General features: G+C 40.7%; 14 protein-coding genes and 2 pseudogenes. 13 read left to right on the top strand and 3 right to left on the bottom strand.

From position 1 onward, the window contains the following. The coding region (locus PSE69_RS17030) for an RHS repeat-associated core domain-containing protein (protein WP_272675298.1) at nucleotides 1–562 on the top strand (562 nt) is incomplete at its 5' end. After that, the gene (locus PSE69_RS17035) at nucleotides 559–921 is read left to right on the top strand and encodes a hypothetical protein (protein ID WP_004924618.1); all 363 of its coding nucleotides are present in this window, start codon (nucleotides 559–561) and stop codon (nucleotides 919–921) included. The genes PSE69_RS17030 and PSE69_RS17035, both read left to right, overlap by 4 nt. Nucleotides 922–956: 35 nt before the next feature. Here PSE69_RS17035 and PSE69_RS17040 read toward each other — a convergent pair. Continuing rightward, nucleotides 957–1154 (bottom strand): annotated as a pseudogene (locus tag PSE69_RS17040) (integrase core domain-containing protein); the annotation flags it as partial. Nucleotides 1155–1188: 34 nt separating this feature from the next. On the opposite strand from PSE69_RS17040, the gene PSE69_RS17045 reads away from it, so the two are divergent. From PSE69_RS17045 to PSE69_RS17055, 3 genes and pseudogenes are all read left to right on the top strand, one after another. Continuing rightward, on the top strand, nucleotides 1189–2271 hold the full coding sequence (locus PSE69_RS17045; RefSeq protein ID WP_154635307.1) for a hypothetical protein: 1083 nt from the start codon (nucleotides 1189–1191) through the stop codon (nucleotides 2269–2271). A gap of 43 nt (nucleotides 2272–2314) precedes the next feature. Next, nucleotides 2315–2638: pseudogene (locus PSE69_RS17050) on the top strand (RHS repeat-associated core domain-containing protein); the annotation flags it as partial. Nucleotides 2639–2981: 343 nt separating this feature from the next. After that, a complete protein-coding gene (locus PSE69_RS17055; protein WP_014657247.1) occupies nucleotides 2982–3434 on the top strand; it encodes a hypothetical protein in 453 nt (150 codons plus the stop codon). Nucleotides 3435–3657: 223 nt separating this feature from the next. On the opposite strand, the gene PSE69_RS17060 is transcribed toward PSE69_RS17055, so the two are convergent. Beyond that, nucleotides 3658–4766 (bottom strand): IS3 family transposase gene (locus tag PSE69_RS17060; protein WP_121875018.1). Its coding sequence is split into 2 segments (ribosomal slippage): nucleotides 3658–4517 and nucleotides 4517–4766, totalling 1110 coding nucleotides; the frame shifts between segments, so codons are not numbered across the junction. 299 nt (nucleotides 4767–5065) lie between these two features. On the opposite strand from PSE69_RS17060, the gene cytR reads away from it, so the two are divergent. The 6 genes from cytR to rraA all read left to right on the top strand — a co-directional run bounded on the left by cytR (nucleotide 5066) and on the right by rraA (nucleotide 10869). Continuing rightward, on the top strand, nucleotides 5066–6094 hold the full coding sequence (cytR, locus tag PSE69_RS17065) for a DNA-binding transcriptional regulator CytR (protein ID WP_004924634.1): 1029 nt from the start codon (nucleotides 5066–5068) through the stop codon (nucleotides 6092–6094). 151 nt (nucleotides 6095–6245) lie between these two features. Further along, nucleotides 6246–7061: a cell division protein FtsN gene (gene ftsN / locus PSE69_RS17070; protein WP_004924637.1), complete on the top strand. Its 816-nt coding sequence runs from the start codon at nucleotides 6246–6248 to the stop codon at nucleotides 7059–7061. 154 nt (nucleotides 7062–7215) lie between these two features. Then, nucleotides 7216–7746: an ATP-dependent protease subunit HslV gene (hslV, locus tag PSE69_RS17075; RefSeq protein WP_004924640.1), complete on the top strand. Its 531-nt coding sequence runs from the start codon at nucleotides 7216–7218 to the stop codon at nucleotides 7744–7746. 10 nt (nucleotides 7747–7756) lie between these two features. Next, nucleotides 7757–9091 carry an HslU--HslV peptidase ATPase subunit gene (hslU, locus tag PSE69_RS17080; RefSeq protein ID WP_014657242.1) on the top strand — a complete coding sequence of 445 codons (1335 nt, stop codon included), beginning with the start codon at nucleotides 7757–7759 and terminating at the stop codon, nucleotides 9089–9091. 225 nt (nucleotides 9092–9316) lie between these two features. Next, nucleotides 9317–10237 carry a 1,4-dihydroxy-2-naphthoate polyprenyltransferase gene (locus PSE69_RS17085; RefSeq protein WP_004924644.1) on the top strand — a complete coding sequence of 307 codons (921 nt, stop codon included), beginning with the start codon at nucleotides 9317–9319 and terminating at the stop codon, nucleotides 10235–10237. A gap of 110 nt (nucleotides 10238–10347) precedes the next feature. Beyond that, nucleotides 10348–10869: a ribonuclease E activity regulator RraA gene (rraA, locus tag PSE69_RS17090; RefSeq protein ID WP_014657241.1), complete on the top strand. Its 522-nt coding sequence runs from the start codon at nucleotides 10348–10350 to the stop codon at nucleotides 10867–10869. 347 nt (nucleotides 10870–11216) lie between these two features. Here rraA and zapB read toward each other — a convergent pair whose 3' ends face one another. Further along, nucleotides 11217–11456: a cell division protein ZapB gene (zapB, locus tag PSE69_RS17095; protein ID WP_004924650.1), complete on the bottom strand. Its 240-nt coding sequence runs from the start codon at nucleotides 11454–11456 to the stop codon at nucleotides 11217–11219. Nucleotides 11457–11759: 303 nt separating this feature from the next. On the opposite strand from zapB, the gene PSE69_RS17100 reads away from it, so the two are divergent. Together PSE69_RS17100 and glpK are read left to right on the top strand one after the other, a co-directional pair. Continuing rightward, nucleotides 11760–12602 carry an MIP/aquaporin family protein gene (locus tag PSE69_RS17100; protein WP_004924651.1) on the top strand — a complete coding sequence of 281 codons (843 nt, stop codon included), beginning with the start codon at nucleotides 11760–11762 and terminating at the stop codon, nucleotides 12600–12602. Between the two features lie 24 nt (nucleotides 12603–12626). Beyond that, the gene (glpK, locus tag PSE69_RS17105) at nucleotides 12627–14153 is read left to right on the top strand and encodes a glycerol kinase GlpK (RefSeq protein ID WP_004924654.1); all 1527 of its coding nucleotides are present in this window, start codon (nucleotides 12627–12629) and stop codon (nucleotides 14151–14153) included. The last annotated feature ends 113 nt before the right edge of the window (nucleotides 14154–14266 follow it).

A 14266-nucleotide genomic window follows, 5' to 3' on the forward strand; every position in this document is an offset into this window, starting at 1 on the left:
ACAATATTTCGACAAAGAAACCGGCCTGCACTATAATACCTTCAGGTACTACGCCCCAGATTTAGGCCGCTTTACCCAGCAAGACCCCATCGGGCTGGCAGGCGGATTGAACCTGTACCAGTATGCGCCAAATCCGCTGACGTGGATCGATCCGTGGGGGCTGTCTGCATGTGGAGTTAAAGCAAGAGCATATGAGCAAAAAGTACAAGATTTGTATGGAGGAAAGTTATCTCAATCATCAAGAGAATATACTGCAATAGTAGATGGAAAAAGTGTTAATGGGATAGCTGATCATGTTGTTAATTTAAATGGAAAAGTAACAGCTATAGAAGCAAAATATGTGGATAGTTGGGCTAAATCAATACGCAATCCAGAGAGTTCAATTGGAAAAGCATCTTTTGCAATAAAAGAGCAGCAAACAGTTTTATCTCAAGCAAAAAAATATTCAGCTGCATTTGATGAAGTTATATACCATACAAATAGTGCCGATTTTGCAGCACACTATAATACGATTTTTAAAAATGCAGGGTTGGAGAACATAACATTCAAGGTGATGGAATGAAAATAAGCGATAAAGCACCAGGGGCAGTACCAGTTGAGTGGAGAGAGTATCGTTATGTGTCCGATGATGGAAGCAATAACTTTGTTGGTAACGGATTATTTAATAAAATAATCAATAAGATAACTCCAATCATACCTACTAGTGGAGGAGCAATAAGTGAAAACTGTAAACTATGGACTCCTGATGGAAAACTCTTTCATGCTCTCTCATACAAAGGAGACTTAAATGGGTGGCGTAAGCAAATTGAGAAAGGTGCTGCTAATTTAGGATTGATTACAGGTAAGATAATTGATAACAAACTAATTTTAACTACGGGTGAGAATTATAATATAGAAGACTGTAAGATTGAATTTTATTGAGGTGTGTCACTCAGAACCTCGGCTGACGCTTAGCCTTAAAAACCAAGCTTATTTTTTAACACTTCATACGGTGTTTTACCAGCATGAGCTGAGTGGGGACGATGACAATTATAAAATACTTCCCATTCAGCTAACTTTTCATGTAAATCGACATCATCTTTATAATCGATTAATTGATAAAATTCCTGTTTATCTGTTAAATGAGAACGCTCTACTTTCCCATTCAATCTTGGCATAGAAATACAAAAAAAAAGGAAAATCAGGAGAATGGAAAAAGTGGAAGAAGATATGCTAACTAATTTCAAAAGTGAAATGATACTTTTGCTAAAAAATAAGTTAAATTTCTTTTTAAATTCAAGAGCAAAAGAAATAAACATGAGTATTTTTTCTTTTGAAAAAGATACTTATGATGAATCTCTTTATTTGAAGTTAAAGATTAAAAATCATAAGTGTGATTTAATAAGATGGACTGATGATTATCATTCTTTTGATGATACAATAAAAAGAATGGAATCAGCAGGATATAGCAGTCAAGATATTGATATTATAAATGTTGTCTTGTCACGGTTTGGATATATTTTTCGAGTTGAGACAAAAAAAAAGACAAATAGAGATTTGAAATTATTTTTTTTCATCCTTCAAATGAATAAGATTAGTAATAGTGATGAGTTTACGGACGAAATAAAAACTGAACTCTTACAGTCATTTTTATGCGAACTATTCTTACATTATGAAACCTTTTCTAGATTTAAGTATATAAAAAATAAAATTTTTTTCTTATCCGACAATCTTGGTTACATTGATTTCTTAGATGCTATAAATGAAATTCATGATAGAAAAGAAGATATTTATCACGGGATATACATTAAATTATTTCATACTGAAATACTGAAATACATATCATTTGGTGATAGCGATCTTTATAAAGAATTAGAAATTTCATTTAATGATAGATTAATTGAACACTTAAATCCTGTGAGATTTATCAATTTAACCAAAAAAAATGAAAGCGGATTTTTTAGTATATTAAATGATATAACTGAGCCTCTACAATCAACACAAGAGCTTTTCATATCAAATTTAATTTTAATAAACTATACATTTTTCATTTTAAAAAAAAATGTACCTAATATTATAGAACTGAGGAAATATATTAATAATGATGAGTATTTTATATTTATATTAAAATTGATAATTAATAGAACCATAATGTTACCTAAAAGTAAACTTATTAATATAGGCTTATCCGATTGCTTAGCTAAAATTAATGACTCTGAATGTGAACATCTAAGTAATGTACTTACTGAGTTAATATATGACCCACCGCAATTTGATAAATCTGAATCATAATATCCAAGCTATCAATTGAATTTAATTAACAAATCATCAAGAGATTTATTACACTCACAGCGGTCTGAATGGGTTACCGGAGGTGTTGAACAAATATAACGGAAATATTGTGTGGCAAGGGCTGCATCGCGTTTGGGGTAATTTACAGCGTCAGGCCCGCCCTACCGGTGAGTTTAACAGTGAACAAAACCTGCGTTTTCAAGGACAATATTTCGACAAAGAAACTGGCCTGCTCTATAATACCTTCAGGTACTACGCCCCGGATTTAGGCCGCTTTACCCAGCAAGACCCCATCGGGTTAGCGGGTGGATTGAATCTGTACCAGTATGCGCCGAATCCGCTGACATGGGTGGATCCGTGGGGGTTGCATGTTCAGCATGGAATCGATGTATTAGCTGAAGATTGATGGGTTCAAGGTGCTCACGCTCATATTGATAAAATAGCAATTGCAATTACATCAGGTAAGTATGGGAAAATAATTTATACCCTGTTTTTAGTAAAACAAATGTAGACACAATTGCTTGGAAAAAAACAGAAAAATCAGATCAATACCTAACAGAACCCAAAAATAAAGCTAAAGTAATAACTTATCTAGAGATATGCTAAAGTAAGATGGCCTACTAAAGCCGCAGAGTGGAGTCACTTACAAAAAGTATTGAATAATAATAGGTTAGTAAAAGGTGTAACAGAAAAAATCAAAGCTGTTAGAGATGAAAAAAATAATTGATATAATTGATATAATTAAATCCAAAGGTTTTTTTAACTCAATATATTTGGATGAGGATAGGAAGTACCTTTTGTCGCTTTGTCAAAAAGAGAGTTTTAAATCAGCAGAAATTTATACTATTAATATAAGTAATTTTTCTATTGAGTTATGTATAGCGAGACAAAAAAATAAAAGTTATGAAGCTATTAGTGTTTCTCAATGTACTGATAATGCTAATATTAATATGCATATAACGGATAATTTAGGAATAATGAATACCCCCCTAAATCAGTTTTTTCAGTTACAAGGTTCATCATTGCCAACATTTTCTGTTTGTTCTAAAGATGACATAGAGCAGATAGAATTACATTTTACTAATGGCTGTAAACTTATCTATGAAAACAAAAAGTCCGTACCTAACATTCTATTTAATTTCCTGTTTACAAATAATGGTTAGTTTTATAATCCTGATAAAGTTGACAGATGGTTTAAATTTTTAGCAGTATGCGCCGAATGGGGTAGGTTGTGTGGAACCATTGGGATTGAGTTGTAGTTTTTATGGTAAATCAAAGCGATGGCGAAATAATGAAACCGGACGTTATACAAAACGGCCAACGGATCCATATGAATTAGTTCATAATGACTAAGTAAAATATGGCAATGTTACTGTCCACTTCCCATTAATTGAGACGCACCAACTTAGAGTTTTCTAACTGTTTACGATAGGCCTCCGGAGGGAGGTGATTTAAGTTTTCGTGCGTTCGATTTTGGTTATAATCTTGTTGCCAAAACCACGCTAATTCTCTAACTTGGCTTAACGATTCAAATAAATACGCATTTAAAAATTCACGACGGAACGAACCATTAAAACGTTCGATAAAGCCATTTTGTTGTGGCTTTCCTGGTTGAATATGGCATAGCGAAATTTGGTTATCTTCACAATAATTCAATAAGTTAACTGAGAACAGCTCAGGCCCATTATCGACTCGGAGTTGCTTTGGTAACCCCCTTTCGATTTTTAAACGTTCAAGCACTCTGATAACACGTTCTGCCGGTAATGACGTATCAACCTCAATCGCTAAACATTCACGTGTTCCTTCATCAAGAATATTGAGTGTTCTGAACCGTTTACCGCAGTATAAACTGTCGTGCCTAAAATCCAGTGCCCATTGAATATTTGGGAATTTTTCTATCACTAATGGCTTCTTTTCACGCTTCGGAAGCACTTTTTTAACCCGTCGTTTCAGGTTTAGCCCCAATTGACAATAAACGCGATAAACTCGTTTATGATTAAAGGGATAGCCTTGAAATCGTAGTCGGAAATAGCATTTCCAAAATCCCGATTGTGGCGATTTAGCTAAAATGGTTTGTATAGCATCGATTACCACGCGGTCTTTTTTGCGCCAATCTATTCGCTGACGGTAAAATGTGGCTCGTGATAATGACGTCAGCTCACAAGCCTTAGTGACTGATAAGCCTGCCTCTTTTAATGATTGAGTACAGGCTCTCTTTTCAGCCACTACCAACCCTTTTTTGCGAAAAGCGCCTTCATCGCATGATTTTCAAGGCTAACTTCCGCAAAGAGCTTCTTCAGTTTCGTGTTTTCCTCTTCAAGCTCTTTTAATCGTTTAACATCATTAGCTTCCATGCCGCCATACTTTGATTTCCAATTATAATAGGTGGCGTTACTAATCCCATTTTGGCGGCAAATATCGTCCACTTTCATACCAGAATCAGCAAGTTTTAAAATATTAACGATCTGAGTTTCAGTAAAACGGGCTTTTTTCATTATGACCTCTGCAATTTTTAGGACAGAAAATCTAATTATCGCTGTCTTATTTTAAGGGAAGCGGACAATAGCAAACTGCTCCACTTGATATTGCCCCTATGTTTCATATGGAAACTTTATGGTAACTATTTTCAATATTTGCGAAGTAGCTCTAAAAAATGACGCAAGTCACAGTTTTTATGTAAACTAGGTAACAGATATTATTGTTAAACCATTTAGAATAACTCGTTACTTGATGTGATGACGTCTTTACGCCATTCAAAAAAAGCAATCGATTAACTAAACGTAAGGAAGACGTTGTGGAACAGAAACAACACAGTGGTACTGCAACCATGAAAGATGTTGCTAATGCAGCGGGCGTATCAACGGCAACGGTCTCTAGAACATTAATGACACCTGAAAAAGTCTCTTTACAGACACGTCAGAAAGTAGAGCAAGCTGTGATGGATGTGGGCTACTATCCACATAACTTAGCAAGGAGCTACAAACGTAACGAATCAAAAACGATCTTGGCGATCGTTCCCGATATTAGTGATCCCTTTTTCAGTGATGTGATTTGTGGACTGGAAAAAGTTGCCGCGCAAGAAGGTTATTTTGTCTTGATTGGCGACTGCAAACATCAACAAAAACAAGAAAACGCCTTCATTAATCTGATTATTACGAAACAAATCGACGGGATGGTACTGTTAGGCTCGAATTTACCTTTCGATGTCTCTGCTGAAGAACAAAAAAATCTCCCCCCTATCGTGATGGCTAACGAGTTCTCTCCTGAACTTAAACTACCAACCGTACATATCGATAACCTAACATCTGCGTTTAATGCTACGCACTATTTACAGAAATTAGGTCATAAACGTATCGCTTGTATCGCGGGGCCTGAACATATGCCACACAGCCAGTATCGTTTAGAAGGGTATAAAAAAGCCATGCTGCGTACGGGTGAAAAATTACGCGAGCAATATATCGTTCGTGGTGATTTTACGCATGAAAGCGGTGCTGAGGCTGTCAAAACTTTACTTGCCCTACCTGAACCACCCACAGCGGTTTTTTGTCATAGTGATATCATGGCAATCGGTGCAATGTGGCAAGCAAAAAAATCAGGACTCATCCTTCCCGATGACCTATCTATTGTTGGGTTCGATAATCTAGAGCAGGCTCAGTATACATTGCCAGCCTTAACAACGATAAATCACCCTCGCGATGAAATTGGTCGCCATGCCATGTTATTACTGCTGGAACAACTACAAGGTAATAGTGTCACCCCTGGCTCTCGTCTCCTAGATTCTGATTTAATCATTAGAGAGAGTACAAAAGCGCCTAAAAGCTAGGCAAAGTCGTTCAGGTTAAGTAACATGTACCACCTAAATCATTCAAGCTGCAGTTTGTTGCTAAAACATCACCAACAATACTGCAACTTGAAATACGACGAGTATAAAACTGAATAATCACAGACACTCAATAACCTAGTGAATTAACAGCGTGGCACAAAAAGATTATGTAGCTCGCGGGCGGTCATCTGCCCGCCGTAAAACCAGTAAAGGCAAAGCCAAGAAAGCGCAAGGCCTACCGATGACAACATTAGTTGTTGCTGTCGGAATTGTTGTCTTGTTTGTGGGCGGCCTTTTCTATATCACTCAAAATAAGAAGGAATCCCCCCAAAGTACGGGAAGCCATTCATCATCAGTACCTGTCGATACTTTACCGCCTAAACCTGAAGAACGCTGGCGCTATATTAAAGAGCTAGAGCGTCGGGGTGTTGATACGCCAAACATTGAGCAGACGCAAAAGAGTACGGGTAGCAACATTATGCGCCCATCGGAGCTAACCCCTGAGCAGCGTCAACTACTAGAACAGATTGATTCGGATAGACGTGGCCCTGTGACGAATTTACCGGAAGTGCCTTATAATGGGCAGCCGGTTCCTCGTTCACAAGTGATCATTAAAGAACCAACTCAACCCGTCAATCCACCAGTACAACGTAAACCTGTCACCTCGACCGAGGCAAAAACAGAAAATCGCCCTGTACAATCAACGCAGCCTGCACCCGTTGAAAGCAAACCCGCGAATAATTTACAAAATATGCTGGTTCAATGTGGTTCTTTCCGTACCGCGGAACAAGCAGAGTCCGTTCGTGCTACACTCGCTTTTGCTGGCATAGAAAGCCGAGTCACTGTTGGCGGCGGCTGGCATCGTATCGTACTTGGCCCTTATTCCAAGTCAACGGCAGAAAAAATGCGCGATCGTGCAAGCGGTGTTGGTGTCTCAGGTTGTATTCTTCGTGCCTCTGGGGGTTGAAAAATACAATCCCCTCCCCCATGTACTGTTTTAACGTACTATCAAGAGCGGCTATTACAGCATTTTGCTTGCTTCAAGTTACCCGTTTAAGAAGGCTGGTAACTTGAAAAATTGATACCCGCATTTTTTTCGTCATAAAACCAGGGGCTAACTCATGACAACAATCGTAAGTGTTCGCCGTAATGGCCAGGTCGTAATTGGTGGAGATGGGCAGGCGACGATGGGTAACACCGTCATGAAAGGCAATGTCCGCAAAGTTCGTCGCTTATATAACGACAAAGTTATTGCCGGATTTGCCGGTGGCACTGCCGACGCATTTACTCTTTTTGAACTGTTTGAGCGCAAGCTTGAACTACACCAAGGCCATTTAACGAAGGCCGCTGTTGAGCTAGCAAAAGATTGGCGTACTGACCGTATGTTACGCAAACTTGAAGCTCTGCTAGCCGTAGCCGACGAACACACCTCTCTTATCATCACAGGTAACGGTGATGTCGTTCAGCCAGAAAATGATTTAATTGCTATAGGTTCAGGTGGCCCATATGCGCAAGCTGCGGCACGCGCACTACTTGAAAACACAGAATTAAGTGCTCGTGAAATCGCTGAAAAAGCACTTTCTATTGCCGGCGATATCTGTATCTATACCAACCACAATGTCAACTTTGAAGAAATTTCTTCAAAATCATAAGGATTACAGTATGTCCGAAATGACTCCACGCGAAATAGTTAGCGAACTCGATAATTATATTATTGGTCAAAACAAAGCTAAACGCTCTGTTGCAATTGCCCTACGTAACCGCTGGCGCCGTATGCAGCTGAATGAAACGTTACGTCACGAAGTCACACCAAAAAATATTTTAATGATTGGTCCAACGGGTGTCGGTAAGACTGAAATTGCTCGCCGCCTTGCAAAACTCGCTAACGCGCCATTCATCAAAGTTGAAGCGACAAAATTTACAGAAGTGGGTTATGTCGGTAAAGAAGTTGACTCTATCATTCGCGACTTAGCTGATTCTGCTGTCAAAATGGTCCGTCAACAATCCATTGAGAAAAACCGTTACCGTGCTGAAGAACTAGCTGAAGAACGTATTCTTGATGTTCTGATCCCACCTGCAAAAAATAATTGGGGTCAATCCGAGCCTGTTGATGAACAATCACCTGCTCGCCAATCTTTCCGTAAGAAATTACGTGAAGGTCAATTAGACGACAAAGAAATCGAAATTGAAGTCGCTGCGGCACCAATGGGTGTTGAGATCATGGCTCCTCCTGGCATGGAAGAGATGACTAATCAGCTACAATCTATGTTCCAAAATCTTGCGGGCCAAAAACAAAAAGCACGTAAGATGAAGATCAAAGAAGCGTTTAAACTGCTAGTGGAAGAAGAAGCCGCTAAGCTGGTCAACCCTGAAGAGCTGAAAGAGCAAGCTATCGAAGCGGTTGAACAGCACGGTATCGTCTTTATCGACGAATTCGACAAAATTTGTAAGCGCGGTGGTCAAACCTCTGGCCCTGACGTTTCTCGTGAAGGCGTACAGCGTGACCTGCTGCCACTGATCGAAGGTTGTACCGTTTCGACTAAGCATGGCATGGTCAAAACCGACCATATCCTCTTTATCGCATCGGGTGCATTCCAAGTTTCTAGCCCATCAGACTTGATCCCTGAATTACAAGGCCGTTTGCCAATTCGTGTTGAGCTACAAGCGCTGACAACAGAAGACTTTGTGCGTATCCTCACTGAGCCAAGTGCCTCTTTAACTGAGCAGTACAAAGCTTTGATGGCAACAGAAGGTGTGACGATTGAGTTTACTGACGATGGCATTCGCCGTATTGCGGAAGCGGCATGGCAAGTCAATGAATCAACTGAAAACATCGGTGCACGCCGCTTACATACCGTGTTAGAACGCTTGATGGAAGATATTTCCTATGATGCTAGCGAACGTAACGGCCAAACCATTCAAATCGATGCCGAGTATGTCAGACAGCACCTTGATGAACTGGTTGCAGATGAAGATCTAAGCAGATTTATTTTATAAGCTTATTAATTATCAGGTTTTCATGTATCCTTAAGATACGTCTAATAAAGTACAACGGTGACCCATCGTTGTACTTTATAATTTTACGTTAGACGGTAAATATTTAGCCTGTCGCGCAGCCATTACATCGCTTTCCATATGCACGTTTTCATGGACAAGCCGTATACGGTTTTTCACGCGAGGGCTTTTAATGTATTGTACACAACAAACCTGTGAAATTATTGAATGAGCTCATCTACTTCTATTAGCCGTAAGCAGGCTTGGCTAGAAAGTTTACGTCCTAAGACCTTACCATTAGGAGTCATAGCCATTATTACTGGCTCCGCACTGACCTATTTAACGGGTAATTTTAAATGGCCTGTTGCCCTATTAGCCATTATTACCGCAGGCTTACTGCAAATACTCTCTAATCTTGCAAATGACTATGGTGATGCCGTAAAAGGCTCAGATACCGCTGAACGTATTGGCCCTTTGCGTGGTATGCAAAAAGGGGTGATTACCCAAGCAGACATGAAAAAAGCATTAAAAATTAATATTATTGCTGCCTGTATTTCAGGCTTGCTGCTGGTTGTTGTCGCTTGTGAAAAACCTGAAGATGCCATTGGCTTTTTAGTGTTAGGCTTAATCGCGATTGTCGCCGCTATCACCTATACCGTCGGGAAAAAACCTTACGGCTACTTAGGGTTAGGTGATATATCCGTCCTAATTTTCTTTGGCTGGCTGAGTGTGATGGGGACTTATTACCTACAAGCCAATACACTGAACATGATCACCTTTTTACCGGCTACAGCCTGTGGTTTACTCTCCGTTGCCGTACTGAATATTAATAATATGCGCGATATCGAAAATGACGTAAAAGCAGGTAAGAATACCCTTGCTGTGCGTTTAGGCCCATCAGGCGCGCGAATCTATCATGCTATTATTATTATTGTTGCTATACTCTGCTTAGCTTTCTTTAACTTACTTTATCTTCGTGGCTGGACGGGGTGGTTGTTCTTGCTTGCCGTTCCCATGTTAATGAACCATGTGCGTCGCGTACTCAGTGATCCAACCCCTGAAGGGATGCGCCCAATGTTAGAAAACATGGTAAAAGCCGCACTATTCACTAACGTTCTCTTTTCTATCGGTGTAATATTGAGTAAGTAATTGCTTATTTTTTGACTTAGCCCCCTTGTTTTTGGGAGGTGGATTTTGCCAATCACCTCTCAAAAGGGATATACTTTATCTCTCTTGCAGCAAATAAAGACCTATACACTATGAAATATGATACTTCCGAACTCTGTGATATCTACCAAGAAAGCGTCAATGTGGTAGAGCCTCTCTTTTCCAACTTTGGTGGACGTACTTCATTTGGCGGTCAAATCATTACGGTCAAGTGCTTTGAAGACAATGGCCTACTATATGATTTGCTGGAAGAAGACGGTCATGGTCGTATTCTCCTTGTCGATGGTGGCGGCTCTGTACGCAAAGCCCTCATTGATGCGGAACTTGCTCGCTTAGCCGTTGATAACCACTGGGAAGGTATTGTGGTTTATGGCGCTGTACGCCAAGTAGACGCATTGATGGAGTTAGATCTGGGTATTCAAGCAATTGCCGCCATACCAGCAGGCTGCCCAGATGAAGGTATTGGCGAAAGCGATATTCGCGTCAATTTTGGCGGCGTTACCTTCTTCTCGGGTGACTATCTCTATGCAGATAACACAGGCATCATCTTATCAGAAGAACCACTTTCAACTCAGGATGGTAGCGAGTTTGAAGTACTAGACGACGACCTCTAATCATCAATCGCATGATCATACGGTTTCAAAAAAGAAGGGCTGATAATGATATCAGCCCTTCTTTTTATGGTTCTGTGGTACAAAGTACAATTTGGCTATTCCCCTATCACAAGGGATAGCAACGTAAAAAACCTAACGACTCATGCCAAGCTATTTCAACTTTTGATATCAATAGATAACCTACAATCATCAGCAACAGCTATAACTTATTGACCCTATGTACCCCTAGATAATTCGTGTTGCTGCTCGTCAGCGGTCATAGGTTATCGCGATGAGCATACATAAGTATGCCATTCAGGTAACCAAAAGAAGCCAACAACGCTGCTGCGCGAAATATAACCGGTATTTTAGACTTCTTCCATTTTACCCAGCAAACCACGCAGACGCTCTTGCCACGATTGTTGCTCTTGTTTCAGTTGTTCGTTTTCACGTACCAGTGATTCGGTGCCCGATTTCGCATTATCCAGTTCTTGAACAAGCGCACTATTTTTATCTTTTAGCTCATCGATTTCCATTTGTAACAGTGTGATGGTATCAATCGCTTGTTGGACTTTTGCTTCTAGTTTCTCAAATACTTCAAATGACATTCTTCTGACCTCCCATGTAAGCTTTAATATCGATTGTAAGTAGCATGATCCTCTGTGTCTAGTGGCTTGACTCTGATTCCCCAAATCCCTTATTTTAAAACACTGGTCTGATCACATCGTAAAGGTCGATTGCGTCACTATTTTTGGTCGTTTTCTTTCGTTTTGGTGATGTAACACACATATTTCAATTTCGATATTTCTCGTTTGCGCTCATTAACGATAAATTTACACTATAGGTTTTCACTTTGAAGATCTTAACCTGAAAAACATTACAATAATTTTAATTTTCGTAGGATAGAAGATATGAGCCAAACGACCACGACTACACTTACCGGTCAGTGCATCTCAGAATTTTTAGGTACTGCACTCATCGTATTCTTTGGTTTAGGCTGTGTTGCAGCAGTCCGAATCGCCGGAGCACAACTTGGCCTCTGGGAAATCAGTATCATATGGGGCTTTGGTGTTGCACTCGCTGTATACTTAACCGCTGGCATCTCTGGGGCTCACCTTAACCCTGCCGTAACCATTGCACTTTGGTTATTTGCTAGCTTCGAAAGACATAAAGTCGCACCTTACATCGTTGCACAAATGTTAGGAGGTTTCTTCGCTGCCGCCTTAGTTTATGCGATGTACTCACCTGTATTCATTGATTACGACCAAGTTCACCACATTATTCGTGGCACACAAGAAAGCCTCTTTACTGCTGGTGTATTCTCTACTTACCCAGCCCCGCAAATTAGCGAAATGCACGCCTTCTTTATTGAGGTGGTTATCGCTGCCATCCTCCTGTGCCTAATTTTGGCTTTAACCGATGATGGTAACGGTATTCCACGTGGGCCTCTAGCACCGCTATTAATTGGTATTCTGATTGCCGTTATTGGTGGTTCATTCGGCCCACTAACAGGTTTCGCCTTAAACCCTGCTCGTGATTTCGGACCAAAAGTTGTTGCTTATCTCGCAGGCTGGGGGGATATTGCCCTGACAGGTGGACGTGAAATTCCTTATTTCTTAGTACCATTGATTGCTCCTATCGTTGGCGCACTGATTGGTGCATTCGGTTACCGCATGCTGATCACTCGTCACTTACCAGGTTTCGTGCATACGAAAAAAGACGAGCCATCAAAAACATCTAGTAAAAACGCTTAATCATCACCGGAACAGGTTTAAATTATGACAACAGAAACAAATATCGAGAAAAAATATATTGTCGCTCTTGATCAGGGAACAACCAGTTCGCGGGCCGTTGTACTCGATCACGACGCCAATATCATCAGTATTTCACAGCGTGAGTTCACTCAAATCTATCCTAAGCCAGGCTGGGTAGAACATGACCCAATGGAAATTTGGGCAACACAAAGCTCAACGCTTATCGAAGTATTGGCAAAAGCAGATATTCGTACCGATGAAGTTGCAGGTATCGGGATCACTAACCAACGTGAAACCACCATTGTTTGGGAAAAAGCAACAGGTAAGCCAATTTATAATGCGATTGTTTGGCAGTGCCGTCGTACTGCGGATTTCTGTACTCATCTCAAGCAGAATGATAAAGAGCTAGAAGAGTATATTCGCCAAAATACTGGCCTCGTTGTTGACCCCTATTTCTCTGGTACTAAAGTGAAATGGATTTTAGACCATGTTGAAGGTGCTCGCGAACGCGCTGAAAAAGGGGAATTACTATTCGGTACAGTAGATACATGGCTCGTATGGAAAATGACCCAAGGCCGTGTTCATGTAACCGACTACACGAACGCTTCTCGTACCATGATGTTTAATATCCGCAATCTGGAATGGGATGATAAGATCCTTAAAGCGTTGAATATTCCGCGTGCAATGCTGCCAGAAGTTCGCCCATCGTCTGAAGTTTATGGCCAAACTAACATTGGTGGTAAAGGCGGTACTCGTATTCCTATCTCTGGTATTGCAGGTGACCAACAAGCCGCGCTCTATGGCCAGTTATGTGTGAAAGAAGGCATGGCAAAAAATACCTATGGTACAGGTTGCTTCTTGCTAATGAACACAGGTGAAACAGCGGTTCGTTCAAACCATGGCCTGCTGACGACTATTGCGTGTGGCCCAAGAGGCGAAGTGAACTATGCCCTTGAAGGTGCGGTATTCGTTGGCGGCGCATCTATTCAATGGCTACGTGATGAGCTGAAACTGATTGATGAGTCCACTGACTCTGAATATTTCGCAACAAAAGTGAAAGACAGCAATGGCGTCTATGTGGTGCCAGCCTTCACCGGTTTAGGCGCACCATACTGGGATCCGTATGCGCGTGGTGCTATTTTCGGCCTAACACGTGGTGCTAACCGTAACCATATTATCCGTGCAACACTGGAATCTATTGCTTATCAAACTCGCGATGTGCTAGATGCGATGCAAGCCGATGCGGAAACGCGCCTTGCAGCACTCCGTGTAGATGGTGGTGCGGTTGCGAACAACTTCTTAATGCAGTTCCAAGCAGATATTTTAGGAACGTCTGTGGAACGCCCAGAAGTTCGCGAAAGCACGGCTTTAGGTGCAGCTTACCTTGCAGGCCTTGCGGTTGGTTTCTGGAAAAGCCTCGACGAGCTACAAAGCAAAGCAACAATTGAGCGTGTGTTCAAGCCAGGTATTGAAACAACCGAACGTAACTATAAATACGGTGGTTGGAAAAAAGCCGTGGCTCGCGCACAAGAGTGGGAAGACCGCGCGTAATCCCTCTTCACTCCTGATATAGATCCATAAGGCAGCACCTTACCGTGTTGCCTTATTTATTTCATATCATAGCTAATTAATTATTTATTAAATAGTTAGCTCATTAGTGTACA

It is taken from the genome of Providencia sp. PROV122 (assembly GCF_028482365.1).
Taxonomy (GTDB): domain Bacteria; phylum Pseudomonadota; class Gammaproteobacteria; order Enterobacterales; family Enterobacteriaceae; genus Providencia; species Providencia stuartii.